General features: G+C 65.3%; 23 protein-coding genes. 13 read left to right on the top strand and 10 right to left on the bottom strand.

Going from position 1 to position 26,621, the window contains the following annotated elements:
- Window positions 1–28 precede the first annotated feature (28 nt).
- From AC6CIE_RS07010 to AC6CIE_RS06990, 5 genes are all read left to right on the top strand, one after another.
- Complete coding sequence (locus AC6CIE_RS07010; protein WP_175121692.1) at window positions 29–649, top strand: TRAP transporter small permease subunit; 621 nt, start codon at window positions 29–31, stop codon at window positions 647–649.
- Complete coding sequence (locus AC6CIE_RS07005) at window positions 646–1,929, top strand: TRAP transporter large permease (RefSeq protein WP_218343705.1); 1,284 nt, start codon at window positions 646–648, stop codon at window positions 1,927–1,929. The genes AC6CIE_RS07010 and AC6CIE_RS07005 overlap by 4 nt, the downstream gene beginning before the upstream one ends.
- 66 nt (window positions 1,930–1,995) lie before the next feature.
- Window positions 1,996–2,679, top strand: coding sequence for a DUF2848 domain-containing protein (locus AC6CIE_RS07000; protein WP_498091784.1), 684 nt, complete (start codon window positions 1,996–1,998; stop codon window positions 2,677–2,679).
- A 90-nt stretch (window positions 2,680–2,769) separates the two neighbouring features.
- Window positions 2,770–4,119 (top strand): amidase, encoded by a 1,350-nt coding sequence (locus tag AC6CIE_RS06995; RefSeq protein WP_498092112.1) that lies wholly within the window; start codon window positions 2,770–2,772, stop codon window positions 4,117–4,119.
- A gap of 28 nt (window positions 4,120–4,147) precedes the next feature.
- Window positions 4,148–4,954 (top strand): putative hydro-lyase, encoded by an 807-nt coding sequence (locus tag AC6CIE_RS06990; RefSeq protein ID WP_498091782.1) that lies wholly within the window; start codon window positions 4,148–4,150, stop codon window positions 4,952–4,954.
- Window positions 4,955–4,991: 37 nt separating this feature from the next.
- Here AC6CIE_RS06990 and AC6CIE_RS06985 read toward each other — a convergent pair whose 3' ends face one another.
- The 5 genes from AC6CIE_RS06985 to AC6CIE_RS06965 form a co-directional block, all read right to left on the bottom strand.
- Window positions 4,992–6,293 (bottom strand): alpha/beta hydrolase, encoded by a 1,302-nt coding sequence (locus AC6CIE_RS06985; protein WP_498091781.1) that lies wholly within the window; start codon window positions 6,291–6,293, stop codon window positions 4,992–4,994.
- A gap of 237 nt (window positions 6,294–6,530) precedes the next feature.
- Entirely contained in the window at window positions 6,531–7,601 is a 1,071-nt protein-coding gene (locus tag AC6CIE_RS06980; RefSeq protein WP_218343708.1) for a porin, read from the bottom strand.
- Between the two features lie 332 nt (window positions 7,602–7,933).
- Window positions 7,934–9,235 carry a TRAP transporter large permease gene (locus AC6CIE_RS06975; protein WP_175121686.1) on the bottom strand — a complete coding sequence of 434 codons (1,302 nt, stop codon included), beginning with the start codon at window positions 9,233–9,235 and terminating at the stop codon, window positions 7,934–7,936.
- Window positions 9,228–9,728: a TRAP transporter small permease gene (locus AC6CIE_RS06970; protein WP_175121685.1), complete on the bottom strand. Its 501-nt coding sequence runs from the start codon at window positions 9,726–9,728 to the stop codon at window positions 9,228–9,230. Before AC6CIE_RS06970 ends, AC6CIE_RS06975 begins: the two co-directional genes overlap by 8 nt.
- A gap of 7 nt (window positions 9,729–9,735) precedes the next feature.
- Complete coding sequence (locus tag AC6CIE_RS06965; RefSeq protein WP_175121684.1) at window positions 9,736–10,710, bottom strand: TRAP transporter substrate-binding protein; 975 nt, start codon at window positions 10,708–10,710, stop codon at window positions 9,736–9,738.
- A gap of 293 nt (window positions 10,711–11,003) precedes the next feature.
- Between AC6CIE_RS06965 and nudC the strand changes: the two genes are divergently transcribed.
- The 3 genes from nudC (at window position 11,004) to AC6CIE_RS06950 (ending at window position 16,133) form a co-directional block, all read left to right on the top strand.
- A complete protein-coding gene (nudC, locus tag AC6CIE_RS06960; protein WP_175121683.1) occupies window positions 11,004–11,774 on the top strand; it encodes an NAD(+) diphosphatase in 771 nt (256 codons plus the stop codon).
- Between the two features lie 137 nt (window positions 11,775–11,911).
- Window positions 11,912–12,421 (top strand): winged helix DNA-binding protein, encoded by a 510-nt coding sequence (locus AC6CIE_RS06955; protein WP_191578669.1) that lies wholly within the window; start codon window positions 11,912–11,914, stop codon window positions 12,419–12,421.
- Window positions 12,422–12,509: 88 nt separating this feature from the next.
- Window positions 12,510–16,133 carry a hydantoinase B/oxoprolinase family protein gene (locus AC6CIE_RS06950; RefSeq protein ID WP_452000200.1) on the top strand — a complete coding sequence of 1,208 codons (3,624 nt, stop codon included), beginning with the start codon at window positions 12,510–12,512 and terminating at the stop codon, window positions 16,131–16,133.
- 25 nt (window positions 16,134–16,158) lie between these two features.
- Here the strand turns inward: AC6CIE_RS06950 and AC6CIE_RS06945 are convergent, their stop codons facing one another.
- Window positions 16,159–17,193: a C45 family autoproteolytic acyltransferase/hydrolase gene (locus AC6CIE_RS06945; RefSeq protein ID WP_175136613.1), complete on the bottom strand. Its 1,035-nt coding sequence runs from the start codon at window positions 17,191–17,193 to the stop codon at window positions 16,159–16,161.
- A gap of 168 nt (window positions 17,194–17,361) precedes the next feature.
- On the opposite strand from AC6CIE_RS06945, the gene glnH reads away from it, so the two are divergent.
- From glnH to glnQ, 3 genes are all read left to right on the top strand, one after another.
- The gene (gene glnH / locus AC6CIE_RS06940) at window positions 17,362–18,114 is read left to right on the top strand and encodes a glutamine ABC transporter substrate-binding protein GlnH (RefSeq protein ID WP_175121679.1); all 753 of its coding nucleotides are present in this window, start codon (window positions 17,362–17,364) and stop codon (window positions 18,112–18,114) included.
- A 165-nt stretch (window positions 18,115–18,279) separates the two neighbouring features.
- On the top strand, window positions 18,280–18,936 hold the full coding sequence (gene glnP, locus AC6CIE_RS06935) for a glutamine ABC transporter permease GlnP (RefSeq protein ID WP_175121678.1): 657 nt from the start codon (window positions 18,280–18,282) through the stop codon (window positions 18,934–18,936).
- Complete coding sequence (glnQ, locus tag AC6CIE_RS06930; protein WP_175121677.1) at window positions 18,933–19,661, top strand: glutamine ABC transporter ATP-binding protein GlnQ; 729 nt, start codon at window positions 18,933–18,935, stop codon at window positions 19,659–19,661. Before glnP ends, glnQ begins: the two co-directional genes overlap by 4 nt.
- Window positions 19,662–19,728: 67 nt before the next feature.
- On the opposite strand, the gene AC6CIE_RS06925 is transcribed toward glnQ, so the two are convergent.
- The 3 genes from AC6CIE_RS06925 to gmk are packed head-to-tail and all read right to left on the bottom strand — an operon-like array spanning window position 19,729 to window position 22,926.
- Window positions 19,729–22,023, bottom strand: coding sequence for a RelA/SpoT family protein (locus AC6CIE_RS06925; protein WP_175121676.1), 2,295 nt, complete (start codon window positions 22,021–22,023; stop codon window positions 19,729–19,731).
- A 22-nt stretch (window positions 22,024–22,045) separates the two neighbouring features.
- Window positions 22,046–22,249, bottom strand: a complete 204-nt coding sequence (gene rpoZ, locus AC6CIE_RS06920; protein WP_006219679.1) for a DNA-directed RNA polymerase subunit omega — start codon at window positions 22,247–22,249, stop codon at window positions 22,046–22,048.
- Window positions 22,250–22,293: 44 nt separating this feature from the next.
- Entirely contained in the window at window positions 22,294–22,926 is a 633-nt protein-coding gene (gene gmk, locus AC6CIE_RS06915; protein WP_175121675.1) for a guanylate kinase, read from the bottom strand.
- A 256-nt stretch (window positions 22,927–23,182) separates the two neighbouring features.
- Here gmk and AC6CIE_RS06910 point away from each other — a divergent pair, with 256 nt between their 5' ends.
- Entirely contained in the window at window positions 23,183–23,953 is a 771-nt protein-coding gene (locus AC6CIE_RS06910) for an SDR family oxidoreductase (RefSeq protein WP_175121674.1), read from the top strand.
- Between the two features lie 95 nt (window positions 23,954–24,048).
- On the opposite strand, the gene AC6CIE_RS06905 is transcribed toward AC6CIE_RS06910, so the two are convergent.
- A complete protein-coding gene (locus AC6CIE_RS06905) occupies window positions 24,049–24,645 on the bottom strand; it encodes a C40 family peptidase (RefSeq protein WP_175121673.1) in 597 nt (198 codons plus the stop codon).
- Between the two features lie 368 nt (window positions 24,646–25,013).
- On the opposite strand from AC6CIE_RS06905, the gene AC6CIE_RS06900 reads away from it, so the two are divergent.
- Entirely contained in the window at window positions 25,014–26,513 is a 1,500-nt protein-coding gene (locus AC6CIE_RS06900; RefSeq protein WP_370633028.1) for an AMP nucleosidase, read from the top strand.
- Window positions 26,514–26,621 lie beyond the last annotated feature (108 nt).

Raw genomic sequence — 26,621 nt, 5'->3', positions numbered from 1 at the left:
GCAGGCCGTGCCACCTGAGGTTCCATTCATGACTCAAACCGAACACTTCCGTCTGCTCGGCGGCCTGTTGCGGCGCGCGGAAAGCTTTTCCCGCGCTGCCGTATGGGCCGGCGGCGCCCTGACCGTGGCCAGCGTGCTGCTGATCTCTTTCGACGTGCTGGCCCGCAAGTTCCTGGGTTTCACGACCGGGGGCGCGGACGAACTGTCCAGCTACGCGTTTGCCATCAGCACCTCCTGGGCGCTGGCGTTTGCCACGCTGCAGCGCGCCAACGTGCGCGTCGACGTGCTCTATCAATATTTGCCCGTGCGCCTGTCGGCCGTGCTGGACTGGATTTCCATGGTGGCGCTGGCCGTCTTCATGGTGTTTCTGACGTATTACGCGTACGACGTGGTGGTGACGTCCTGGACGCAGAAGTCCGCGGCCAACACGCCGCTCGCCACGCCACTGTGGATTCCACAGGGATTGTGGGTGCTGGGTCTGGCATGGATGTGCATCACGGTCGCGCTGATGCTGGCGCGGGCATCCGCCGCGCTCGTCACGGGCGATATCGAACTGGTCAAGCAGATCTGCGGCGTGCGTTCGGCGCAGGAAGAGGCTGACGAGGAAGCCGCCGCGGGCGAGCGCATGGTGAAGGGAGAAGCCGCATGATTGCCACCGCTTTGACACTGCTGCTGGTCCTGATCGGCCTGTCGATCCCCGTGGGCGCTGCGCTTGGCGTCCTGGGCCTGATCCTTGACCCGATGTTCTCGATGTTGCCGCTGACGCGCGCCATTGGCGAGATCTCCTGGAGTTCTAACAACGAATTCCTGCTGGTCGCGATTCCGCTGTTCATCATGCTGGGAGAGGTCTTGTTGCGCGCCGGCTTTGCCGAACGCATGTACAGCGCGATGAGCCTGTGGCTGTCGTGGCTGCCGGGCGGATTGATGCACGCGAACATCGGCGCCTCGACGCTGTTCTCGGCAACCTCCGGCTCCAGCGTGGCAACGGCTGCCACCGTCGGCACCGTCGCCATTCCGCAAATCCGCAAGTACGGCTACAACGAGCCCCTGTTTCTCGGCAGCCTTGCCGCGGGCGGCACGCTGGGCATCCTGATCCCGCCATCGATCAACCTGGTCATCTATGGCGTGCTGACGAACTCGTCGGTGCCCAAGCTGTACCTGGCCGGCATCATCCCCGGGTTCGCGATGGCGGCGCTGTTCATGCTGACCGTCGTGATCGCCTGCGTGGCCAAACCGTCGTGGGGCGGGAAGAAGATCCACGCAACGTGGGGCGAACGGATCGCCAGCCTCGTGCATCTGGCGCCGCCGCTGGGCATCTTCTTCCTGGTGGTCGGATCGATCTACGCGGGCCTGGCAACGCCGACCGAGGCCGCCGCGCTGGGCGTGCTGGGCGCATTCATCCTGGCCGCGTGGTTCCGCCGCCTGACGTGGTCGATGCTGCGCGAGGTGATGGAGGGCACGATGCGGTCCACGGCCATGATCATGCTGATCGTCATTGCCGCCAGCTTCCTGAACTTCGTCATGTCGGCGACGGGCCTGACCGATGCGCTGACCAAGTCGATCACCGGCCTCGGCCTGTCCCCCGGCTGGATGCTGCTGATCGTGGTGATCTTCTATCTGGTGCTGGGCTGCTTCATGGAAACGCTGTCGATGATGATCACGACGATCCCCATCGTGGCGCCCATCATGATCGGCCTGGGCTATGACCCGATCTGGCTGGGCATCGTCATCATCGTGCTGGTCGAGGCCGCCCTCATCACGCCGCCCGTGGGCCTGAACCTGTTCGTCGTGCAAAGCCTGCGCAAGAGCGGCTCGATGAGCGCCGTGATCGTCGGCAGCCTGCCGTTCGTGGCGGCCATGTTCGTGATGCTGGCGCTGCTGGCGTTCTGGCCCGACATCGCGCTGTGGTTGCCGCGCGTCTTCGGTTGATGACTCTTTGATTCCGGCGCGGCCCGTCGGCCGCGCCGCTTCCCACTCCTTCTTCGCAGGACTGATATGAAAGCCGTATTCAAGATCGACGACGCCAATCCCCGCCAGGTGGAAGTGGCCTTCAACAGCGTGATCGTGGCGGGCTGGGCCGGGCGTGACATGGCTGCCATTGAACACCACATCGAGGAACTGGCCGCCATTGGCGTGCCGCGTCCGAGCAGCGTGCCGCTGTACTACCGCATCGCCGAGAACCAGCTTACGCAGTCGGCCAACGTGCAGGCGCTGGGCGAGGAATCGTCGGGCGAGGTCGAGACGTTTGTCTTTGCCGTTGACGGCGAGATGTACGTCAGCATCGCGTCCGACCATACCGACCGCAAGCTGGAGACCGTCAGCGTGGCGATGTCCAAGCAGGTCTGCGTGAAGCCCGTGGGCGCCGAAGCCTGGCGGCTTGCGGACGTGGCGGGGCACTGGGACGAGCTGATCATCCGCGCCTATATCGTTGAGAACGGCGAAAAGGTGCTGTACCAGGAAGGACCGCTGTCCACGTTGCGCACGCCGCAGGACCTGATCGCGGGCTACACGGGCGGCGCCGCCGTGCTGCCGGAAGGCGCGGGCATGACCTGCGGCACGGTGGCCGCCATCGGCGGCATCCGCCCGGCCGCGGATTTCACGATGGAACTGCACGATCCGCGCCTGAACCGCACGCTGCGCCACCGCTATCATGTCGAGTCGCTGCCCGTGGTCGCCTGATGGCCGCCACGCTCGGCGCTGAATCCGGGCGCGTTCCCCGCGAAGGCGTCCGTCCGAACACTTACGCCGCCAGGCGGCATTAGGACAATGATGGTTTCGACCCTGAATGATCTGACCTCGGCCCTGCGTGAGGGCCGCAGCACCTCCGTCGCATTGACCGAAGCCGCGCTGGCGCGGGCTCAGGATCCGGCGGGCGAGGGCGCTCGCGCCTTCACTAAGCTCTATGCCGATTCGGCGCTGGCGCAGGCGCGCGCGTCGGACACGCTGCGCACGGCCGGCATCGTGCGGTCCGCGATCGACGGGTTGCCCATCAGCATCAAGGATCTGTTCGACATCGCGGGCGAGACCACGATGGCCGGTTCCGTGGCGCGCGAAGGCGAGCCGGCGGCCGAAGCGAATGCCGAGGTCGTGCAGCGCCTGATTGCTGCGGGCGCCGTCATCATCGGCCGCACCAATATGACCGAATTCGCGTATTCGGGCCTGGGCATCAATCCCCACTACGGCACGCCGCTGAACCCGTACGACCGCGCCACCGGCCGTATTCCCGGCGGCTCGTCGTCCGGTGCGGCGGTGTCGGTTGCGGACGGCATGGCCGTCGCGGGCATCGGGTCGGATACGGGCGGCTCCGTGCGCATTCCTGCCGCCCTGTGCGGTCTGGCCGGGTTCAAGCCCAGCGCCTGGCGGGTGTCCATGCAGGGCGTGCTGCCGCTGTCGGCCAATCTGGATTCCATCGGCCCCATCGCCGCCAGCGTACGCTGCTGCGCCGAACTCGACGCCATCCTGTCGGGCGACGCGGGTCCCTTGCCGCAGGCGCTGCCCGTGCGTGGCCTGCGTCTGGCCATTCCGACGACGCTGGCGCTGGACGCCATGGACAAGCATGTCTCCGACACCTTCGCGGCGGCGGTGCAACGGCTGGAGGACGCCGGTGCGCTGATCGACCGGATCGAGATTCCTGAATTCGCCGAACTGGCCGCCATCAACAGCAAGGGCGGTTTCACCGCCGCCGAGGCCTGGGCCTGGCACCGCGACCTGATCGCGCGCGCGGGCAAGCGTTACGACCCGCGCGTTGTCTCGCGCATCATGCGCGGCCAGGATATGACGGCGGCCGATTACATCGAACTGCTCGATGCGCGCGAGGCGTGGGTAGCCGCTGTGGACCACCGCATTGCCGGTTACGACGCGCTGATCATGCCCACGACGCCCATCGTGGCGCCGCCGGTCGCGGACCTGCAGGGTTCCGACGAAGCCTACTACGCCGCCAACGGACTCATCCTGCGCAATCCCACCCTCATCAATTTCCTGGACGGCTGCGCGCTGTCCTTGCCCTGCCACGCGGCGGGCACGGCGCCCGTAGGCCTGATGATCGCGGCCAGCAATGGCGCGGACCGCCGCGTCCTGGGCATCGGCCTGTCGGTCGAAGACCTGTTCGCCGCGCGCTGAGCGGCGCTTACCTGCAACGAGAGAACCCATGCCAGACGCCGATAACGTTAGAACCAGCCTCGCGCTCGCCCGCCAGGCGCGGCTGGATGCCCGCAGCGGGCGCCTGACGGGTCCCACGGCGAATCTGGCGCCTGGGCACGTTCAGGCCAACCTGGCGATTTTGCCGCGCGCGCTGGCGGCGGATTTCCTGCACTTCTGCCAGCGCAATCCCAAACCGTGCCCCTTGCTGGCCATGTCCGAGCCAGGTGACCCGACGTTGCCGGAGCTGGGCGCGGACATCGACATCCGCACCGACATCCCGCGTTACCGCGTCTGGAAGGACGGCGAACTCGTGGCGGAGCCGACGGACGTGCGCGACCTGTGGCGCGACGACCTCGTGTCGTTCCTGATCGGCTGCTCGTTCTCTTTCGAGGAGGCGATGCTGGACAACGGCCTGCCCGTGCGTCACATCGAGCAGGGCAGCAATGTGCCCATGTACCGCACCAACATCGCAACGCAGCCGGCTGGCGTGTTCGGCGGTCCGCTGGTGGTGTCGATGCGGCCCCTCAAGGCCGCCGACGCGATCCGGGCTATCCAGGTGACGTCGCGGTTCCCGTCGGTGCATGGCGCGCCTGTTCACATTGGCGATCCGTCGCTCATCGGCATCGCGGATATCGATGCCCCCGATTACGGCGATCCCGTGGAGATCCGCCCTGGCGAAATGCCGGTGTTCTGGGCGTGCGGCGTGACGCCGCAATCGGTGGTGGCGGCGGTGCGGCCGGAATTCTGCATCACGCATGCGCCCGGCCACATGCTGGTCACCGACCTCATCAACAGCCGCATGGCGGTGTTCTGATCCGGGCGCGGCCCGAGGGTGGTTTGTCGGCGGGGCGTCAGCGCTGTTGCATAAGCGCGTTCACGCGCTGGTCGTAGTCGGGCGGAAAGGTCCAGAAGCGCATGCCTTGCTGCGTAAAGCCTTCCTGCAGTCCGCGCTCGGCCGGCGCCTTGTGCCACAGGAACTGCATCAGCACGTCGCTGCTGACCCACGCGTTGCCGAACCAGAAGCTGTGGGCGCGGCGATTCAGATCGGGGATGGCGCGCGGATCGACCCAGATCATGTCAAAGTTCAGCCGCTGCGAGGCGGCGTTGACGAAATCCACCTGCTCCTCGGTCAGATCGTCCGCATCGGGACGCCCGGCCCGTGACGCCCGCTGGTGGCGCGCCGCGAAACGCAAGGCGCGATCACCCAGATTGGCGCCCAGGCTCACGCGTTCGGTCAGGTCAATGTACTGCCGCAGGTCCGTCACGAACCGGTAGGTGTCCTCGTCGGGCGCCGCAAAATAGATCTGGCCCAGGCGCAGCCGCGCGCGCAATGCCTCGCGGCTTTCGCCTTCGCGGGGCTGCGCCAGGGTGGCAAGCCCTTCACTGGCGATGCGCGCGCCCGCGCTGAACGCCAGCACGTTGATGTGCTCGGCATTCGTGTTGCGCGCGAGCAGTTCCAACAGGCGCGCGAAGGCGGGCACCGATGCCCGCGCGGTGCGGACATCCGTGGCGTAGGACAGCAGACTGCCGGCGGACGGCCACAGAAAAGCAAGGACGACCGCCTGCCGGCCCGTAAAGTGATGAAACTGCGCGGCCTGCGCGGTGCCGCGCCATACGGCATTGTTGAAGCCGTGCACATAGACGATCAGGTCGCGGTGCCGGCTGACCGCCAGGGCGTCGTTGATTAGCGCGAAGTAGGCCTGGGCCTCAGGAGACGTCTCCGCATCGCTTTGCGGGGTGAGGGCGACAAGCTCCTCCATGCGCTCCAGGCTTAGTACCGGCCGGCCACGCTGGCTGCCCGAGGCCGAAAGCTGGCGCAATTGATCCCAGTCCAGCGTCCCGTCGCCAATCTGCACTTTGGCCACACCCATGCGCAGCGTGTCACTCGGAAAGATCGAATAGAACGGCTGGCGCGATTCCAGGAAGACGGCGCGGTTGGTGGCGTAGAGCAGGGGAATCGACGTGCCGTCGAGCGCGGTCTTGTGCGCAAACGGCTCTACCTGGCCGGTCGTGAACTTGACCGGGGTGGGCATCAACTGCACGGGCGAGGAGCAGGCGGCCAACAGCGCCGTCAAGCACGCCGCCAGGACGGCGCGGGCGGCCCACCACGGGCATAGCGGCGACGCAAGTGAGCGGGCTTCGAGAAAGCGCATGCGATGGGCCCGGTGCGTGTTGGGGGTTGGCGCGAATCGGCGAAGGGACGCGAGGATTGTCGCCGTGGTTCCGGCGGCGATCAAGGGGGAGGGAAAACGTGTGGCGCGGCTGCGAATGCCGCCGTGGGGGGAGAGACTGCCGGGGGATGCGGGGAGGGGCGCCGCCCCGGTTGGGGACGCGGGGCGGCGGGGTCAAGCGCCGGCCCGTGAGGGGGCCCGCGTTTGGGGGGAACAGGGTTAGAAAATGTGGCGGTAGCCCACGGCCGCGCCGAACTGGTTGCTCTTGCCCGCGATTTCGCCGCTGGCGGCATCGCTGACCTTGTTCCAGTCGACGGTGCCGTACAGTTGCGAGCGCTTCGACAGCGAGTATTCGGCCACGGCGACCAGCGCATAGCGCTTGCCCTTGTCGCCTTCGACGACCACGTTCTCGCTGCGGTCGTAGTACGCGGCGCCCGTGATGGCCCAGCGCGGGGTGGCCTGCCAGGTCACGCCGGCGAAGTAGCCGTTGTCCTTGCGGTCCAGGCTGGCGGTAGTGGTGCCGCCCATGACGCCGTTGACCCAGCCCGTTTCATCGCGGCCGTTGAAGTAACCCGCGAAGACCTTGGCCGACTCGAACTGATAGGACGCGTTCAGGTTCCAGGCGCGCTGGCGCTCGTCGGAATCGGTGGCGGCATAGGTTTGCTGCCACGCGGCGCCCAGGCCAAGCTGGCCGATCGTGTAGCGCAGGCTGGCGCCGTACTGCTGGCCCGCCTTGCGGTCTTCCCAGTCGTCGCCGTTTGCCCAGGATGCCACCACGGCCAGATTGCCGAACGTGTTGGCGTATTTGGTCATGTTGTTGGTGCGCACGCGCGACATGGCGGCGGGCAGCCAGGCGTTCTGTTCGTAGTTGCCGACGGTCAGCGGGTCGAAGTAGTCGGCCAGCAGGTCGAACATGGGGGTGTTCTGCAGACCCAGGGTCAGCGTGCCGATGCTGCCGCCGTCCAGGCCGACATAAGCCAGGCGGCTGAAGGCCTTGGACGTGTCCGATCCCCGGCCGTTCTGCAGATTGATGCCATTTTCCAGGCGGAAGAAGGCGCGGTTGCCGTTGCCCAGGTCTTCGGAGCCGCGCAGGCCCCAGCGGCTGTTGGAGATGGCGCCGTTTTCCATGGAGATGCGGCTGCCGTCTTCGCCCACGGCGCCCGAGCTGGTGCTCAGGTAGCGGATGCTGACGTCGGCGATGCCGTACAGGGTGACGCTGGTTTCGGCGCTTGCCGCGCCGGCGGCCAGGCCAAGGCCGGCCGCAGCCAGCGATAAGGTGATGCGCTTCATGTTGGACTCCTCCAGGTGTAGCTGATTTGTGGTTGCGCCGCGCTTGTGGCTTGGCTTGCTGCGCCCGGCGGTTGGCCGGATGCCTGGCCGCTGCACCGACGCCAGGGTTGGCGCGGGTCCGGAGCAGAGGCCAGCTTGCAGAAATGCGCCGTGCCGTTGCCGGACACGAGCGACTGGGGATTCTAAGTAAGTTGGGGGATGGCGAATATCGAAAATATTCGGCGTTTTCCCGGGTTTACAGGCCGATAAACCCGCGCCGCCCCGTTGACGGGCGAACTGAAAAGAAAAAACCCCGTTCGCGGGAACGGGGTTTTTGTGGCGTCAGCGCGACGTTACAGCGTCATGTGCAGCGGCAGCCAGGTGGCGATGCCAGGCACCGCATAGAGCAGCAGCACGGCCGCGATCATCAGGAAGAACATCGGCAGCGATGCGCGCGCGATGTAGGGCAGTTCACGTCCGCTCATGCCGGACAGCACAAACAGGTTGAACCCCACCGGCGGCGTGATCTGTGCCATTTCCACCACGAACACGATGAAGATGCCGAACCAGATCAGGTCGATGCCCGCGGCCTGCACCGTCGGCAACAGCACGCCCATGGTCAGCACCACGATCGAGATGCCGTCCAGGAAGCAGCCCAGGATGATGAAGAACACCATCAACGCCATGATCAGGCCGAACTGCGACAGGCCCAATCCGCCGATCCATTCCGCCAGCGCGCGCGGCAGGCCGATATAGCCCATCGCCAGCGTGAGGAACTGCGCACCCGCCAGGATCAGGGCAATCATGCAGTACAGCCGGGTGGCGCCCAGCAGCGACTGCATGAACGTCGAGCCGTTCAGCGATCCCTGCAGCGCCGACAGGATCAGCGCGCCCACCACGCCCACCGCCGCCGCTTCCGTGGCGGTGGCGATGCCGGTGTAGATCGAGCCCAGCACCGCGCCGATCAGGAGCAGCACCGGGATCAGGTGGCGTGAGCGGGACAGCTTCTGCATGAAGGTCAGGCCGGGATCCGCCGCCGGCACTTGTCCGGGATTGCGGATGGCCCACCAGGCGATGTAGCCGCTGAACAGCAAGGCGAGCAGGATGCCCGGAATGATGCCGGCGATGAACAGCTTGGCGATCGAGACATCGGCCGCCACCCCGTACACGATCATGATGATCGAGGGCGGAATGAGCAGGCCCAGCGTGCCGGCGCCGGACAGCGTGCCGAGGATCTTCTCCTCGGGGTAGCCGCGGCGCGTCAGCTCGGGGATGGTCATCTTGCCGACCGTGGCGCAGGTGGCCGCGGACGAGCCCGACACGGCGGCAAAGATCGCGCAACCGATCACGTTCGTGTGCAAGAGGCGGCCCGGCAGCCGGTTCAGCCAGGGCGCGAGCCCCTTGAACAGGTCTTCGGACAGCCGCGTGCGGAACAGGATCTCGCCCATCCACAGAAAGAGCGGCAGGGCGGTCAGCGTCCAGCTGGACGAGGCACCCCAGATCGTGACGGCCATGGCGTCGCCGGCGGGCCGGCTGGAGAAGATCTCCATGCCGATCCACGCGGTGCCCGCCAGCGTCAGGCCGACCCAGACCCCGCAGCCAAGCAGGACGAAGATCGAAACGACCAATAAGGTAATGACGAGAAGTTCATTCATGGGTTTGCTGCGAAGTGGCGGCGGCGACGCCGCGCGAACGGCGGACCAGTTCATCGACCAGGGCGACGAAGAACAGGACGGTGCCGACGGCCATGGTCGTTTGCGGGATCCAGAGCGGCGTGGCGTCGTTCGACGTGGACACGTCGTTGAACAGCCAGGAGTCGTAGGTCAGTTTGATGCTGAAGAAGGCGAAGGCGGCAGCCAGCAGGCAGCCGACGGCCAACGCGAAAATGTCCAGACGGCGGCTGCCAGCGGGATTCAGCGAATTGAGCAGCAGCGTCACACGGATGTGTTCACCGTGCTTGAAGGTGCTGGCAAGCGCAAGGAAGCCCGCAGCGGCCATGAAATACCCGGCATAGGCGTCCGTGCCGGGTATGTTGAAGCTAAGCTGGCGGGCGATGATCGCCGCCAGCACCGAGACGAGCACACCTATCGTGCACAGGCCGGCCAGCAGGCCGGCCGCGCCGTACAGGCTATCTAGAAAACGGCGCATGGCGATATCACTGCTTCTTGTAGGCGTCGATCATGGCCTGGCCGTCCGCACCGGCCTTTTTGAGCCAGTCTTCAAGCATGCGCTTGCCGATCACGCTCAGGCCTTCCTTGAGCTCGACCGTGGGCTGGATGGTTTCCATGCCGTTCTTGGCAAGCTCGGCCTGGTACCACTTGTTCTTTTCCTGCGACAGCTTCCAGCCGCGTTCCTCGGCCTGCGCGCCGGCTTTCTTCAGCGCTTCCTGCGTGGCGGGATCCAGCGCGTCGAATGCCTTCTTGTTCACGATGATGGCGTTCTTGGGCAGCCAGGCCTGGGTGTCGTAGAACTTCTTGATGTACTCGTACGTCTTGGTGTCGTAGCCGGTGGACGCCGACGACATGTACGAGTCGATCACGCCGGTGGCGAGCGCCTGGGCCAGTTCGGCCTGCTGCACGGTCACGGGCTGCGCGCCGACCAGTTCGGCGATCTTGGCCGTGACGGGGCTGTAAGCGCGCCACTTCAGGCCCTTCATGTCGTTGATCTGCTTGATGTCCTTGTTGGCGAAGATGCCTTGGGGCGGCCATGCCACCGCATACAGCAGCGTCATGCCTTGCGAGGCCAGCTTCTTTTCCAGGAACGGCTTCTGGGCCTGATACAGCTTGAACGACGCGTCGTAGCCGGTGGCCAGGAAGGGCAGGCCGTCCAGTTCGTAGATCGGGTCTTCGTTGGCAAAGTTGGTCAGCAGGATTTCGCCGATCTGCGCCTGGTTGCCTTGCACCGCGCGCTTGATTTCAGGCGCCTTGTACAGCGAGGCATTGTTGTGCAGCGTGATCTTGAGCTTGCCTTGCGACAGGGAATCGACGTCCTTGATGAAGGTCGTCAGGTTCTCGACGTGGAAGTTGCTGGCCGGGTAGGCGCTGGGCAGATCCCACTTGGTCTGGGCCTGTGCGCCCGCGCTGAATGCCAGGACGATGCTGCCGGTCAACAGCGAGATTTTCTTGTACATGGTGGTCCTTCTTTGCGAATGATGAAGACGGGTCTGACCCGATAGGCATTGCGAAAAAAAGAAAGCGCGGCGCCGCGTCGCGCCGCCTGAATGCCGTGCCATTCTATGTTGCTGTGCGGTAACAGAGCGCGGGAAATCGCCGCATTACGGGTAATTCCTAGGGGGAGTTGTTGTTCATTGGTTGAAGGTTCAATGACCCCGCGAAGTTTGTGTTGCGCGCTGATGGCAAGCCATCCGGCGCGCATTTTTTTCTTCTAAGATTGCGGAATCGCAGATGTGGTGAAGAGGGTCGCGTGAATTTCGTTTTTCGCCGTGATGAGTTGCTGGTCGAAGCATCGTCCAGCGTGTTGCCGGATGCGGCGTTGTGTGAACGCATTGGCTTGGCGGCTGCGGCTCTGCAGCCGGTCTGGATGGAAACCGGGTCGCCGTATCGCACGGTCTGCGTCGACCCCGGCCTCGAAGCGCCCGAAGGCTACGCCTTCAAGAAGCTGCGTTCGCTCTTCGGCGTATTCGACGACGAAGGCATGGCGCTGGCCGGCCGAGCCTATCAGATCGCCGAATGGGCGCGCACCCACCGGTTCTGCGGCGCCTGCGGCACGCCCGCCGAACGTGTGGCGCACGAATTCTGCCTGCGCTGCCCGGCCTGCGGCCTGTCCGCGTATCCGCGCATCTCGCCGGCCATGATGGTCCTTATCCGCAAGGGCGACAGCATCCTGCTGGCGCGCCATGCCAATGGGCCAGCGGCGCGCTACACGGCGCTGGCCGGCTTTGTGGAACCGGGCGAAAGCATCGAACAGACGGTCCATCGCGAGGTCTTTGAAGAAGTCGGCCTCAAGGTCGGCAATCTGCAATATTTCGGCAGTCAGCCGTGGCCGTTCCCGCATTCGCTCATGGTCGCGTTCACCGCGGACTACGTGTCAGGCGACATCCGCATCCAGGAAGACGAAATCGCCGACGCCCGTTGGTTCGGCCCGGGCGACGAGATGCCCGACATCGCGGCCCGCATTTCCATCGCGGGCTGGCTGATCCGGGCCAATCTGCCCATGGGGTGGACCGCACCGTAAGTGCCCGCGGCGCCGCCCGTGCGGTAGGGGTATTCCCTCGAAACGAGGGATTTTTTGCGGCATCCGAGTATTTTTTATTGATGAAATGTAGATAAATTATTAGTATTTCGCTCAGTCAAACCTCGCCGTCCGCCCCTATGACCCCCACTCTGATTGCCTCGTCGGCGCATCTTGCCGGCGGCAGCGCGCCCGATTTATCCGAGGTGGAGTTCGGCCTCATGATCGCCAGCCACGCATTCGACCGCTGGACGGTGCGGTGCATGGCGGCCGCAGGCCTGCCCGATCTGACGCCCACTGATGTGATGGTGTTTCACCACGTCTACCACCGCGAGCGGCCCAAGAAGCTGGCCGACATCTGCTTCACGCTCAACGTCGAAGACACGCACATCGTCAGCTATGCGCTAAAGAAATTGGATCGGCTGGGCGTGGTGCGCGGCGAACGCAGCAGCAAGGAAGTCTTCTACAGCGTCACGCCCGAGGGCGCGGCGATTCTCAAGCGCTACGGCGAAATCCGCGAGCAATGCCTGACCGCGGGCCTGGATGGCCCGGGCGGCGGCGGTCTGGAATTCAGCCGGCAACTGGCGCACACGCTGCGCGCGCTATCCGGCCTGTACGACCAGGCGGCCCGCGCCGCGACATCTCTCTGAACCCAACATGCGGGGCAACGCCCCGATCTGTCAGCAACCCGACCGTGGCCGAACGCGCTCCGGCGGTCTCTTGTTTTCAAGGACACCTATGAAGTGGCAATTCTGGATTGACCGTGGGGGCACCTTCACCGACATCGTGGCGCGCCGTCCCGATGGCACGACCACCACCGCAAAGATGCTGTCGGAAAACCCCGAGCAGTACCGCGACGCCGCAGTGGCCGGCATCCGCAAGCTGCTGGGCATCGCTCCCGGCCAGCCGGTGCCCGCCGACCAGGTCGAGTGCGTGAAGATGGGCACCACGGTGGCCACCAACGCGCTGCTCGAGCGCAAGGGCGAACGCACCTTGCTCGTCACGACGCGCGGTTTCCGCGATGCGCTGCGCATCGCCTACCAGAACCGCCCGCGGCTTTTCGACCGCAACGTGCTGCTGCCCGAGATGCTGTACGAATCCGTGGTCGAGGCGGACGAGCGCGTCGCAGCGGACGGCGAGGTCATCCAGCCGCTGGACGAAGCCGCGCTGCGCCGCGACATGCAGGCCGCGTACGACGACGGCATCCGCGCGGTCGCCATCGTCTTCATGCACGCCTGGCACGCCACCGGCCACGAACAGCAGGCCGCGCGCATCGCCAACGAGATCGGCTTTACCCAGGTGTCTGTGTCGCACGAGGTCAGCCCGCTGATCAAGTTCGTCTCGCGCGGCGACACGACCGTGGTGGACGCCTACCTGTCGCCCATCCTGAAGCGCTACGTCGATCAGGTGGCCGGCGAACTGCCGGGTATCCGGCTCATGTTCATGCAGTCCAGCGGCGGCCTGACCGACGCGCACCGCTTCCGCGGCAAGGACGCGATTCTCTCGGGCCCGGCCGGCGGCATCGTCGGCATGGTGCGCACCAGTGAAATCGCCGGCTTCCCGAAGGTGATCGGCTTTGACATGGGCGGCACGTCCACCGACGTGTCGCACTACGCGGGCGAGTTCGAACGCGAATTCGAAACCCAGGTGGCCGGCGTGCGCATGCGCGCGCCGATGATGAGCATCCATACGGTCGCAGCCGGTGGCGGCTCGATCCTGCATTTCGACGGCGCGCGGCTGCGCGTCGGCCCCGATTCCGCGGGCGCCAATCCGGGACCGGCGTGCTACCGCCGCGGCGGTCCGCTGGCGGTGACGGACTGCAACGTCCTCCTGGGCAAGATCCAGCCCGATTTCTTCCCCAAGGTGTTCGGTCCCGATGCCAACGAGGCCCTGGACCGCGACGCCGTGGTCGAACGCTTTTCCGCGATGGCTGATGAAGTGCGCGCCGCCACGGGCCGCGAGATGTCCCCCGAGCAGCTTGCCGAAGGCTTTCTCGAGATCGCCGTGGGCAACATGGCAGAAGCCATCAAGCGCATCTCGGTGCAGCGCGGCCATGATGTCACCGAATACGCGCTGACCGTGTTCGGCGGCGCGGGCGGACAGCACGCCTGCCTGGTGGCCGACGCGCTGGGCATGACGACAGTGTTCGCGCACCCGCTGGGCGGCGTGCTGTCGGCCTATGGCATGGGGCTGGCGGATCAGACCGACATGCGCCAGAAGACGGTCGAGAAGGTGCTGGACGCGAGCCTGATGGGCGAGTTGAAGGACGAACTGGATGTTCTGGCGGGCCAGGCGGTCGGCGAACTGCGCCGCCAGCACGTCGCCGAAGCCGACATCACGGTGCAGCGCCGCCTCCACCTGAAGTACCGCGGCACCGACACCGCGCTGGAAGTGGCGTACTCGGACCTGGATCAGGCGCGCCGCGACTTCGAAGCCGCCTACCGCCAGCGCTATTCATTCCTGATGCCCAACCGCGAACTCGTGGTCGAGACCATCTCGGTCGAGGCGACGGGCGGCGGTGAGCGCGTTGGCGAAGCGTCCACGTCGCGCACCCGCGAAGGCGCGCTGACAGCCCGCCGCGTGGTCAGCATGTACAGCGCCGGCGCCTGGCGCGACACGCCGCTTTATGTGCGTGAAGACATGGCCGGCGGCGATGTGGTTGCAGGCCCCGCGATCATTTCCGAGCCCAACCAGACCACGGTCGTCGAGCCGGGCTGGCAGGCCGAACTTACGGCGCAGGATCACTTCGTGATCCGCCGCGTGGAAGCGCGCCGCGAGCAGCGCAAGGTCGGCACGCAGGCGGATCCCGTCATGCTCGAGGTCTTCAACAACCTCTTCATGTCGATCGCCGAGCAGATGGGCTACCGCCTGCAGAACACGGCGTACTCGGTCAACATCAAGGAACGCCTGGACTTCTCTTGCGCCATCTTCGACGCGCAGGCCCGCCTGATCGCCAACGCGCCGCACATGCCGGTGCACCTGGGTTCCATGGGCGAGTCCGTGCGCACGGTCATGAACGCCAATGCCGGCAAGATGAGGCCCGGCGACGCGTACGTCGTGAACGATCCGTACCACGGCGGCACGCACTTGCCTGACGTCACGGTCATCACGCCGGTGTTCGACAAGGCGGGGCGCGAGATCCTGTTCTACGTGGGATCGCGCGGCCACCACGCCGACATCGGCGGCACCACGCCCGGCTCGATGCCGCCGGATTCCAAGACGGTCGAAGACGAAGGCGTGCTGTTCACGAACTTCCAGCTCGTCAAGGACGGCGAGTTCCGCGAAGCGGCCGCGCGCGGGATCCTGGGATCGGGCCGCTGGCCGGCGCGCAACCCGGATCAGAACATCGCCGACATGCACGCGCAGATCGCCGCCAACGAAAAGGGCGTGCAGGAACTCTTGCGCATGTGCGATCACTTCGGCCTGGATGTCGTGCGCGCCTACATGGGCCACGTGCAGGACAACGCCGAAGAGGCCGTGCGTCGCGTGATCTCGGTGCTGAAGGACGGCAGCTACGAATACCCGCTGGACAACGGCGCGGTGATTCGCGTGGCCGTACGGGTGGACACCGAAGCGCGCAGCGCGGTGGTCGACTTTACGGGCACCTCGGCGCAGCTGGACAACAACTTCAACGCGCCGGGCGCGATCGCCGTGGCCGCCGTGCTGTATGTGTTCCGCACGATGGTCAACGACGACATCCCGCTGAACGACGGCTGTCTGGTGCCGCTGTCCATCATCGTGCCGGAAGGCTCGATGCTGCGTCCGAACCCGCCGGCTTCGGTGGTCGCGGGCAACGTGGAAACGTCCATGTGCATCGTCAACGCGCTGTATGGCGCGCTGGGCGTGCTGGCCGCCAGCCAGGGCACCATGAACAACTTCACGTTCGGCAACGCGCGCCATCAGTACTACGAGACCATCTCGGGCGGCACGGGTGCGGGTCCGGTGCGCATCGACGCGGCGGGTCCCCAGGACGAAGGGTTTGCGGGTACGTCGGTCGTTCAGGCGCACATGACCAACTCGCGCCTGACCGATCCGGAAGTGCTGGAGTTCCGCTTCCCGGTCCGTCTGGAGTCCTACGAGATTCGCAAGGGCTCGGGCGGCAAGGGCCGGTATCCCGGCGGCGACGGCGGCATACGCCGCATCCGCTTCCTGGAAGACATGACCGCGGCCATCCTGTCGAACAACCGGCGTTACGCGCCGTTTGGTCTGGCGGGCGGCGAGCCGGGCGCCATGGGCCGCAACACGGTTGAACGCGTGGACGGCACCATCGAGGAACTCGGTCCGCAGGACAGCGCGCAACTGCGTCCGGGCGATGTCTTCGTGGTGGAAACGCCCGGAGGCGGCGGTTACGGCGCGCAGTGATGCACGCCAGGATGTCCGGTCCCGATCACTCGGGATCGGACATCACGTCCAGCGCGATATCGGCGCGTGCCTTACGGTCGTAGACGCGCAGGACGACCGCCTCATCGGTGATTTCGAACATCGCCGTCGCCAAGGTGTTCTCGTCGTCGGGATCGTCCTTGGCGGTCCGCAGGATCGGCAGCTTGCCCTCGGTATCCAGCAGGGCAGCCAGCATGTCGGCGCTGCCTGACTCCGGCAGCCATCCATCCACCAGGCCTTCGATCCGGTTCTGCCGCGCCCGCGACGAATCGGTGACGATCTGCGCCTGGCCGCGGGTGGCCGCGTGCACCATGTGGTTGGCGTGGCCGTAGCGCCGGCCGATCTCCTGAATGGACACCGAACCCGGCGTGACCTCGGCGCTGAGCAGGCGCGGGTCCGACGCCGCGCCCAGCGTGTGATGAAAACCGCCGGCGTGGGGCAGGTCGTGCAGCAGCGCCACCGCCTCGTCCAGCGTCGTGCAGTCCAGGACCGCGCGCGCCGCGAACATGCGGGGCACGCCCGCATGGCGCTGCCGGGTACGCAGGTTGTTGATGGTTTGCACCAGGCCCACGCGATTGGCGGCGAAGGTGTGGCCGGGCAGGGAACCCGGGTAATAGAAGCTGAGATAACCCGGCGCGTCGTCCAGCGCCACGTCCACCAGATGGCAGCGGCCATACAGATAGGGGTCGCCGTCCTCGTTGTGGCCGATCCAGCGCGTGCCGTCGGCGGTGCGCAGGGCGGCCGACGTGCAGCCATCCGTGGTGCTGTGCAGCAGATCGCCTCGGCAATGCCATAGCAGCACGTCCTTGAGCGGCATGCGCAGGCCTTCGGCCAAACCTTCGAATTCTTCCCAGATCTCGGGCAGGGCGGCCTGCGTCTGCTGCGCCAGCTCGTCGACGAAAGGATGACCGCGCCACGGGCGCAGGGCTTCCCAGGTGCCGCTCTGTTCCAGATAGGAGCCCATGATGGGACGGGCCAGCTTGCCCAGCGCCACGCCGACCTGGCGGCGGTTTCCAGCGATGCGTACGTATTTGCAGGCCATCGAAAACCTCCGGATGTCTCGCGGATTGTACGGGGTCTGCCGTTCCGCCGGGCTCCATCCGATGCGTTAAGATCGTCGATAAGTTGCGCCGGCGAACCCGGCGCGGCCCAGGAATCATGCCCTTACAACAAGCCCGGGGTGCCTGGCGCTCCCCAAGAGGAGAGTTTCATGATCAAACGTAAAGTCGCCGCCGCTATGGTGGGCCTGTCCCTGACCCTGTTCGGCGCCGCGTCGGCCGCTCAGGCCCAGGGCAGGGAATTGGTGGTGGCCACCGATACCGCTTTCGTGCCGTTCGAATTCAAGCAGGGCAACACGTACGTCGGCTTCGACGTCGACCTGTGGGCGGCCATCGCGAAGGAACTCAACCTCAAGTACAAGCTGCAACCGATGGACTTCGCCGGCATCATTCCCGGCCTGCAGACCAAGAACATCGACGCCGCGCTGGCGGGCATCACGATCCGCGACGACCGCAAGAAGGTCATCGACTTCTCGGATCCCTACTACGAAAGCGGCCTGGCCATCCTGGTGGGCGAAAAGAACACCGACATCAAGGACGCCAAGTCCCTGGCCGGCAAGACCGTCGCCGTCAAGACGGGCACCGCGACCGTGGACTTCCTGAAGGCCCAGGTGCCGGACGCCAAGCTCAAGCTGTTCCCCAACATCGACAACGCGTACCTTGAACTGGCTACCGGCCGGGTCGATGCCGCCGTCCACGACACGCCGAACGTCCAGTATTACGCCAATACGGCCGGCAAGGGTCGCGTGAAGGTGGTCGGCTCGGTCAAGAGCGGCGACTTCTACGGCATTGCCTTCCCGAAGGGCAGCGAACTGGTCCCCGAGGTGAACAAGGCGCTCGCCAACCTGAAGGCCAGCGGCGAGTACGACGCGATCTACACCAAGTGGTTCGGCAAGAAGCCCTGATCGGCTCGGCAAGCGGCACTTTTCACGGACGCGCCGTGTAAGCCGCGGTGAAGGACCGGGTCCGGCGCGTTGCCGGATTCGGTGGTGGCAAGCGCCACCGCTCCCGACCGCGAGGCGCGTCCGCCATGATGCGGGCGCGCCGCTGCGCGCCATAGGGGGAAGATCGTGGAGTTTGACTGGGCTGTCATCGAGGAAGCGTTACCCAATCTGCTGACGGGTACGCTCATGACCATCAAGATCACGTTCTGGGGCCTGGCGGGCGGCTTTCTGCTCGGGGCGCTGTCGGGCGTGACGCGGGCCTACGGGAACGCGATCTTGTCGGGCATCGCGCAGGTCTATGTCGCGGTCATCCGCGGCACGCCGATCGTGGTGCAGGTCATGTTCATCTACTTTGCGCTGCCGCTGCTGGCAGACATCCGGGTCGACGCCGAATTCGCGGCGATCGCCACCCTCATCATCAACTCGGGGGCGTACATCTCGGAGATCGTGCGGGGGGCGCTGCTGTCGGTCCATAAGGGCCTGAAGGAAGCAGGGCAGGCGATGGGCCTGCCGTTTCACAAGATCCTGCTGCACATCATTGGTCCCGTTGCGTTCCGGCGCATGATTCCGCCCCTGGGCAACCAGTGCATCATCAGCCTTAAGGACTCGTCGCTGTTCATCGTGATCGGCGTGGCGGAACTGACCCGTCAAGGGCAGGAAATCATGGCCAGCAATTTCCGGGCGGTCGAAATCTGGTCCGCCGTGGCGATCATCTATCTGATCCTCACCGGGCTGATGGCATTGACCCTGCATCTGGTCGAAAAGAGGATGCGCATCATATGAGCATGGTTGAATTTCATAACGTCACCAAACGCTTTGGCGACTCGACGGTGCTGAACGGCATCTCGCTCAACATCGATGCTGGCGAGGTCGTGGTGGTGGTCGGGCCTTCAGGCTCGGGCAAGTCCACCTTCCTGCGTTGCATCAACGTGCTGGAGACGATCAACGACGGCGACCTGCTGGTCGATGGCCTCAGTGTGAAAGGCGACCCGGCCACCGTACGCGAGATCCGGCGCGAGGCGGGCATGGTGTTCCAGCAGTTCAATCTGTTCCCGCAGATGACGGCACTGGAAAACGTCATGTTCGGACCCGTCCACACCCGGGGTCAGAGCCGCGACGAGGCCCGTCAGCTTGCTCAGGGGTTGCTGGCAAAGGTGGGGCTGGCCGAACGCATGAATCACTACCCTTCGGAACTGTCCGGGGGGCAGCAGCAGCGTGTGGCAATTGCCCGCGCGCTGGCGATCATGCCCAAGCTGATGTTGTTCGACGAGCCCACGTCTGCGCTGGATCCCGAGCTGCGTCACGAAGTGCTGAAGGTCATGCGCGACCTGGCCGAGGAGGGGATGACGATGGTGGTCGTCACGCACGAGATGGAATTCGCGCGCAAGGTCGGCAGCCGGCTGATCTTCATCGATGCCGGCAAGATCGCTCATGATGGTCCGCCGGAGGAGCTGCTCAGCAATCCGCCCAGCCAGCGCTTGAAGGACTTTCTGCAGCACGTGACCTGACGTGACGTAAAAAAGGCGTCCGGCTTGTGGCCGGACGCCTTTTTTGGTGTGCGCGGAAAGGAGGGCCTCAGCCCTTCACGCGGACGATCTTCTGCACCTGCGGCACGTGCCGGATGGCGCGGATGACCTGGGCCAGATGCTTGCGGCTGTCGACCTGGATGGTCAGGTGCAGCGACACGGTGGACACGGCGTCGTCGTGCATCGTGACATGCATGATATTGGCGTCGGCGGCGGTGACTTCCGCTGCCAGCCGTCCCAACACGCCGCGTTCATTGCGCGTGACGATGTCCAGACGCGTCGCCAGATGCTTGGCGGTCTGCGCGTCCCAGCCCACGTTGATCCACCGCTCGGGTTCGCGCAGGCGCTGGCGCAACGCGACGGGGCAATCGGCCGTGTGCACCACCAGGCCGTGACCCATGCGCATTCCGGCCACGATGGGATCGCCGGGCAGCGGACCGCAGCAAGGCGCCAGCTGCACCGCCTGGCCTTCGTTGCCCTGGATCAGGATGGGGGCGCTGCGCGCCGAGGTCAGTTCGTCGACCGCGGCGGCCGTGGTGGCGACCAGTTGGTGCTCCGGCGCAAAGCGGCGGGCAACCACTGCGGCAAGCCGCTTGCCCAGTCCGATGTCGGCCAAAATTTCCTCGCGCGAACTGGCGCCGGTGCTGCGCGCCAGCTTTTGCCAGCCCGGGTCGTCGGTGGCGGGCAAAGGCATGTGCAATTCCTGCATTGCCTGGGCCAGCAAGCGTTCGCCGAAGGCCACCGACTCTTCGTACTTGACGGTACGCAGGTAGTGGCGGATTTCAGAACGCGCCCGGCCGGTGCGCACATAGTTCAGCCATTGCGCATTGGGGCGCGAGGCCGGCGACGTGACGATTTCCACGGTGTCGCCGCTGCTCAGTTCGGTGCGCAGCGGCACGAACTCGCCATTGACCTTGGCCGCGACGGCCTGATTGCCGATGTCGGTGTGAATCGCGTAGGCGAAGTCGACGGGCGTGGCGCCGCGGGGCAGCGAAATGATCTTGCCGCGCGGCGTAAAAACGTACACGGCGTCCGGGAACAGGTCGACCTTGACGTGCTCGAGGAATTCGCCTGAATCGCCGGTCTGGCTCTGGATGTCCAGCAGCGATTGCAGCCACTGGTGCGTGCGCTTCTGCAGATCGTTGAGCGTCAGGTCCGCGCCCTTGTACAGCCAGTGCGAGGCGACGCCTTCCTCGGCGACGTGGTGCATGTCGCGCGTTCGGAACTGGAACTCGACCGGCGTGCCGTAGGGGCCGACCAGCGTCGTGTGCAGGGACTGATAGCCGTTCACCTTGGGGATGGCGATGTAGTCCTTGAACTTGCCGGGCACCGGGCGGAACAGCTGATGCAGCGTTCCCAGCGCCAGATAGCACTCGGGCAGCGTGTGGACCACGATGCGGAAACCGTAGATGTCCAGCACGTCCGAGAAGGACTTTTTCTGGTCGACCATCTTGCGGTAGATGCCGAACAGCGTCTTTTCGCGGCCGCTGACTTCGGCCTCGATGCCGGCGGCGGGCAGGGCGGCCCGTACGGAGTCGGCGATCTTGGTGATGACCTCGCGGCGATTGCCGCGCGCAGCCAGGACGGCCTTGTACAGCACCTGGTAGCGGTTCGGGTGCATCGCGGCAAAGCACAGGTCCTGCAGTTCGCGGAACAGCAGGTTCAGGCCGAGCCGATGCGCGATGGGCGCATAGATGTCCAAGGTTTCGCGGGCGATGCGGCGGCGCTTTTCGGGATTGACCGCGTCCAGCGTGCGCATGTTGTGCAGCCGGTCGGCCAGCTTGATGAGGATGACGCGCACGTCGCGCGCCATCGCCAGCAGCATCTTGCGGAAGCTCTCTGCCTGTTGTTCGGCCTTGGTGGCGAAGTCCAGGCGGTCCAGCTTGGACAGGCCATCGACCAGCTCGGCGACTTCCGGACCGAATTTCTCGGCCAGCTCGTGCTTGGCGATGCCCTGGTCTTCCATCACATCGTGCAGCAGGGCGGCAGACAGCGCGTTGACGTCGAGCTTCCAGCCCGCGCAGATTTCGGTGACGGCGATGGGATGAGAGATGTAGGGCGAGCCGCTGGCGCGGAACTGGCCCAGGTGCGCCTGGTCCGCAAAGCGGTAGGCTTCGCGCACGCGCTCTACATCATTCTTGTCGAGATAGCTGCCGATGATTTCGGTCAGCGGCGCCAGCGAGGCGACCGGGGATCCGGTCGCGTCCGCCGCTTCTTGCGCGGCGACGGACGGTGGCGTGGGGGAATTCTTGTCTTTCTTGCCCGTGCGGCGCCCGAGACGGGAGCCGGCACGTAGTGCGGCAAGCAGACCAGATGAAGCGTACTTCAGCCCGGGAAAAGCCATGCTTGCAGCCCCCCGGAGCGTATCAGGTGGGAACTTTACGCAGCATTTCCACGCCGGTGAGTCCGCCAGCGATTTCGCGCAGGGCCGTGACCGTGGGCTTGTCCTTGCTGTCCAGGCGCGGGGCGTGGCCTTGCGCCAATTCACGGGCGCGGTAGGTCGCGGCCAGCGTGAGCTTGAAACGATTGGGGATTTGATTCAGACAGTCTTCGACAGTGATGCGAGCCATTAGGACACCTGGTGCTGATGGATGATGGGGAGAATGCGTTCGGCTCAGTGTTCAGCCGGGATGCCAAGTTGCGCAAACAACTCGGCGTGACGGGCGGCCTGAGACGAAAAACGCAGCCGTGCGGCGCTGACGATTTGGGTCAGCTCCGACAGGGCTACGCTAAATTCTTGATTAATAATAACATATTCGCATTCAGGCGCATGGGCGATTTCGCCGCCTGCGGCCATCAGCCGGCGGGCGATGACTTGGGGCTCGTCCTGGCCGCGCGCCTTGAGGCGGCTTTCGAGCTCGTCGATGGACGGGGGCAGCACGAAAATGCCGATCGCGCGCGGAAAACGCTGCTTCACCTGGCGCGCGCCTTGCCAGTCGATTTCCAGCAGCACGTCACGTCCCTGGCTGGTCGCCTCGTCGATGCGGTCGCGGGGCGTGCCATAGAAATTGCCGTGGACTTCGGCCCATTCCAGCAGGTTCTGCGCTTCGCGCATGCGCTTGAAATCGTCGATCGACACGAACCGGTACTCGCGGCCGTCTTCTTCGCCGGGGCGGGGCGCGCGCGTCGTGCAGGAAATGGAAAGCAGGATGGAGGAGTCCTGGGCAAGCAGGGCCTTCACGAGGCTGGACTTGCCGGCGCCGCTGGGCGCGACGACCATGAAGACGTTTCCGGGAGTGGCGTGCATGAATGAATGTGACCGGCTGTGATGCTGAGACTCGAAGAATAGCAAATCGCGCGGTTGGCCGCGCGCTCCGGCAACGCGTGAATCCGTGTCGGGCCGACGTTGAACCCAGGCGGCCGGCCCGCCGTGTGCGGGGCACGACGGGCTGGTCATCCCTTTGGCGGGAATGTAGAAAGTGTGTCGCGCCTGGAACCTTCGCTTGCAGCATCCGTAAGACGATTCGGGTAGGATTTCGCGCATTCATAAGACGGAGAATCCGATGAACACGAACGAGATCGATCCGCCCCGCGTCGCCCTGGTTACGGGCGCCGGCACCGGCATTGGCCGCGCAGTCGCGCTGGAATTCCTGGCGCAGGGTTACCGGGTCGTGCTGGCGGGCCGCCGGCGTGAGCCCCTGGAAGCCACCCGGACGGCTGCCGGGGAAGACGGTCTGCGGGCACTCGTCGTGCCCACGGACGTATCCGACGAGCAGGCAGTCCGCGATCTCTTCGATACCGCCCAGCGCGAATACGGCCGCCTGGACGTGCTGTTCAACAACGCCGGGCGCGGCGCGCCGGCCGTGCCGATCGAGGAATTGCCGGTTGCCGTGTGGCGCGAAGTCGTCGACACCAACCTGACGGGCATGTTCCTGTGCGCGCAGGCTGCGATCCGCATCATGAAAGCGCAGAACCCGCGAGGCGGCCGCATCATCAACAACGGCTCGATTTCCTCGCACGCGCCGCGGCCGTTTTCCATTGCCTATACCGCCACCAAGCACGCGGTGACCGGGCTGACCAAGTCGATCTCCCTGGATTGCCGAGCGTACAACATTGCATGCGGCCAGATCGATATCGGCAACGCTGCCACGGAAATGACTGAGCGCATGGCTGCCGGCATCCTGCAGGCCGATGGCAGCACCAAGGTCGAACCGCGCATGGACGTTGCGCACGTAGCGCAGGCCGTGGCCGCAATGGCCCGTCTGCCGCTGGACGCCAACGTGCAATTCATGACGCTCATGGCCACCAACATGCCGTTCGTGGGTCGAGGCTGAGCGTCATTTAAGGAACGAAACCGCCGGCACAAGCGTGCCGGCGTTTTTGCGTTCATCCCCAGGCGCCCGCCGGGCGCCGTCCGCCGGCCTTGCGCTTAGCGCGAGGCCTGAGCAAGCAGTTGCTTGGGCGGGGTATCCAGATAGGCGCGGGCGCCCAGGTAACGTTTGGACCAGTAGGCCGTCTTCATGTCGTCGACGCGCACCTTGGTGCCGCGGCGGGGGGCATGAACGAACTTGTTCTGGCCAATATAGATGCCGACGTGCGAGGTGACGCCGCGTCCACGGGTGGCGAAGAACACCAGATCACCGGGGCGCAGTTCCTTCTTGGCGGACACGGTCTTGCCTTCGCTGCGCTGGGCGCGCGCGGTGCGCGGCAGCTCCAGGCCCGCGATTTCGCGGTAGACATACAGGACGAGCCCGCTGCAATCGAAGCCGTCGGCGTCATCGCCGCCCCAGCTGTAGGGCGTGCCGATGGCCTCCAGGCCGGCCTGCACGACGCGCTCGCGCAGCGTCAGGACGGTGGGCTCTTGCGCAAGGCTTAAGCCGCTGAGGGTGGGGCGGGCTTGTTCGGCGGCCAGCGAGGCTTGGGCGGCGCCAGGAATCCAGGAGAGCGTCAGGGCCAGCAGGGGCGCTGACAGAAATGCGGGCGTGCGGAATTGGGTAAAGCGAAACTTTCGCGTGGGCGGCGTCATTACGTCACTTCAGAAATCGGAGTGGGCGGCATGGCTTTGCCTATGAGGCAAGCCGGCGGAAAGGGGAGCGGTTTCCAGGCAGAAAGCAAGAAACGCCTCAAGATTATAGTGTAATAATGTTTCATTACATTTGTAGTGCAATGCAGCATAATCGCCGGCCTGTTGTTACCGTGCGCCCACCGCGCCACGTAACAGGCTCATCAGAAATCGCGTACGCGCGGGCCGTTGTGTGCGATAGCCACGACGGCGGCCCTGATGACATTTCATTGCCCAACGCCTCGGGCATAATCGACCGCATCGGCCCTCGGTATTGCCGTTGCGCAAAGCCGATGCCAGAAAAGACAGATAAGAAGGCGGAGTAAAGCTCAATGATGAACGCAGTACACCCTTTGTCGTCCATGAACCGGCCTGAGGCCCTGCCGTTTGAACCCTTCCAGGACGCGTTGTCCGCCGTAGACCGGCTGGCGGAAATCTATGCGCGCAATACGGCGTTCCTGCGTACCGCGTTTCGCGAGGTCCTGAAGGGCACGGGCAATGGCAGCGCGCGATTCCGCGCCTACTACCCGGCCATCCGCATCGTCGTGGAAACCTACGATCCCATCGACACCCGGCTTTCCTATGGTCACGTGGCCGAACCGGGTTACTACCAGACCACCATCACACAGCCGGTCCTGTTTCGCGATTACCTGATCGAGCAGATCGGCCAGTTGTTGCAGAACCATCGGGTGGCGGTCGAAGTGGGCGAGTCGGATTCCCCGATTCCGCTGCATTTCGCGTTTCCCGAGGGCGCCTACGTGGAAGGCGAGCACCTCGAGGCGCTCAAGCGCCCGCTGCGCGACCTGTTCGACGTGCCGGATCTGGCGGTCACCGACGACGCCATCGTGAACGGATCGTGGCGCGGCAAGGAAGGCGAACCCAAGCCGCTGGCGCCGTTTACCGCGCAGCGCGTGGATTATTCGCTGCACCGGCTGCAGCACTACACCTCGACGGCGCCCACGCACTTCCAGAATTTCGTGCTGTTCACCAACTACCAGTTCTATGTCGACGAGTTCTGCGCCCGGGCCCGCGCCCTGATGTCCAGCGGCAACGAAGACTACGAAATGCTGGTCGAGCCCGGCAACCGCATCACGCGCCGCGGCGAAAGCGGTCCGGGCGACGAGGCCCAGGCCGTGCGCTTGCCGCAGATGCCGGCTTACCACCTGGTGCGCGGCGATCACTCCGGCATCACGTTGGTCAACATCGGCGTCGGGCCGTCTAACGCCAAGACGATCACCGACCACATCGCCGTGCTGCGTCCGCACGCGTGGCTGATGCTTGGCCATTGCGCCGGCCTGCGAGATTCCCAGCGCCTGGGCGACTACGTCCTGGCGCACGGCTATGTCCGTGAAGACCACGTGCTGGATGACGATCTGCCCACTTGGGTGCCCGTGCCGGCGTTGGCGGAAGTGCAGGTGGCGCTGGAGCAGGCGGTCGAAGAAGTGGCCGGGCTGTCCGGTTGGGACCTGAAGCGCATCATGCGCACGGGCACCGTGGCGACAATCGACAACCGCAACTGGGAGTTGCGCGACCACGTCGATCTGGTGGAACGCTTTGCCCAGTCGCGCGCGATTGCGCTGGACATGGAATCGGCCACGATCGCGGCCAACGGATTCCGTTTCCGGGTGCCTTACGGCACCTTGCTGTGCGTGTCGGACAAGCCGCTGCACGGCGAATTGAAACTGCCCGGCATGGCCAGCGCTTTTTACCGGCGTCAGGTCAACCAGCATCTGGAAATCGGCATCCGGGCGCTGGAGCGGCTGCGCGACATGCCGCCGGAGCGGCTGCATTCGCGCAAGCTGCGCACGTTCATGGAAACGGCGTTTCAATAAGACGGCCGCTGCCGGGAGGGCTCCGGGGCGAATCCGTCCCCAGCTCCCGGCCATTTTTCATGTCGGGGCCGATTGCGCTATTCTCGCGCGTTGCTCGGTAATCCCAGG

Source organism: Achromobacter sp. GQ309 (genome assembly GCF_059759315.1).
This window is presented reverse-complemented; position numbering and strand designations above follow the sequence as displayed.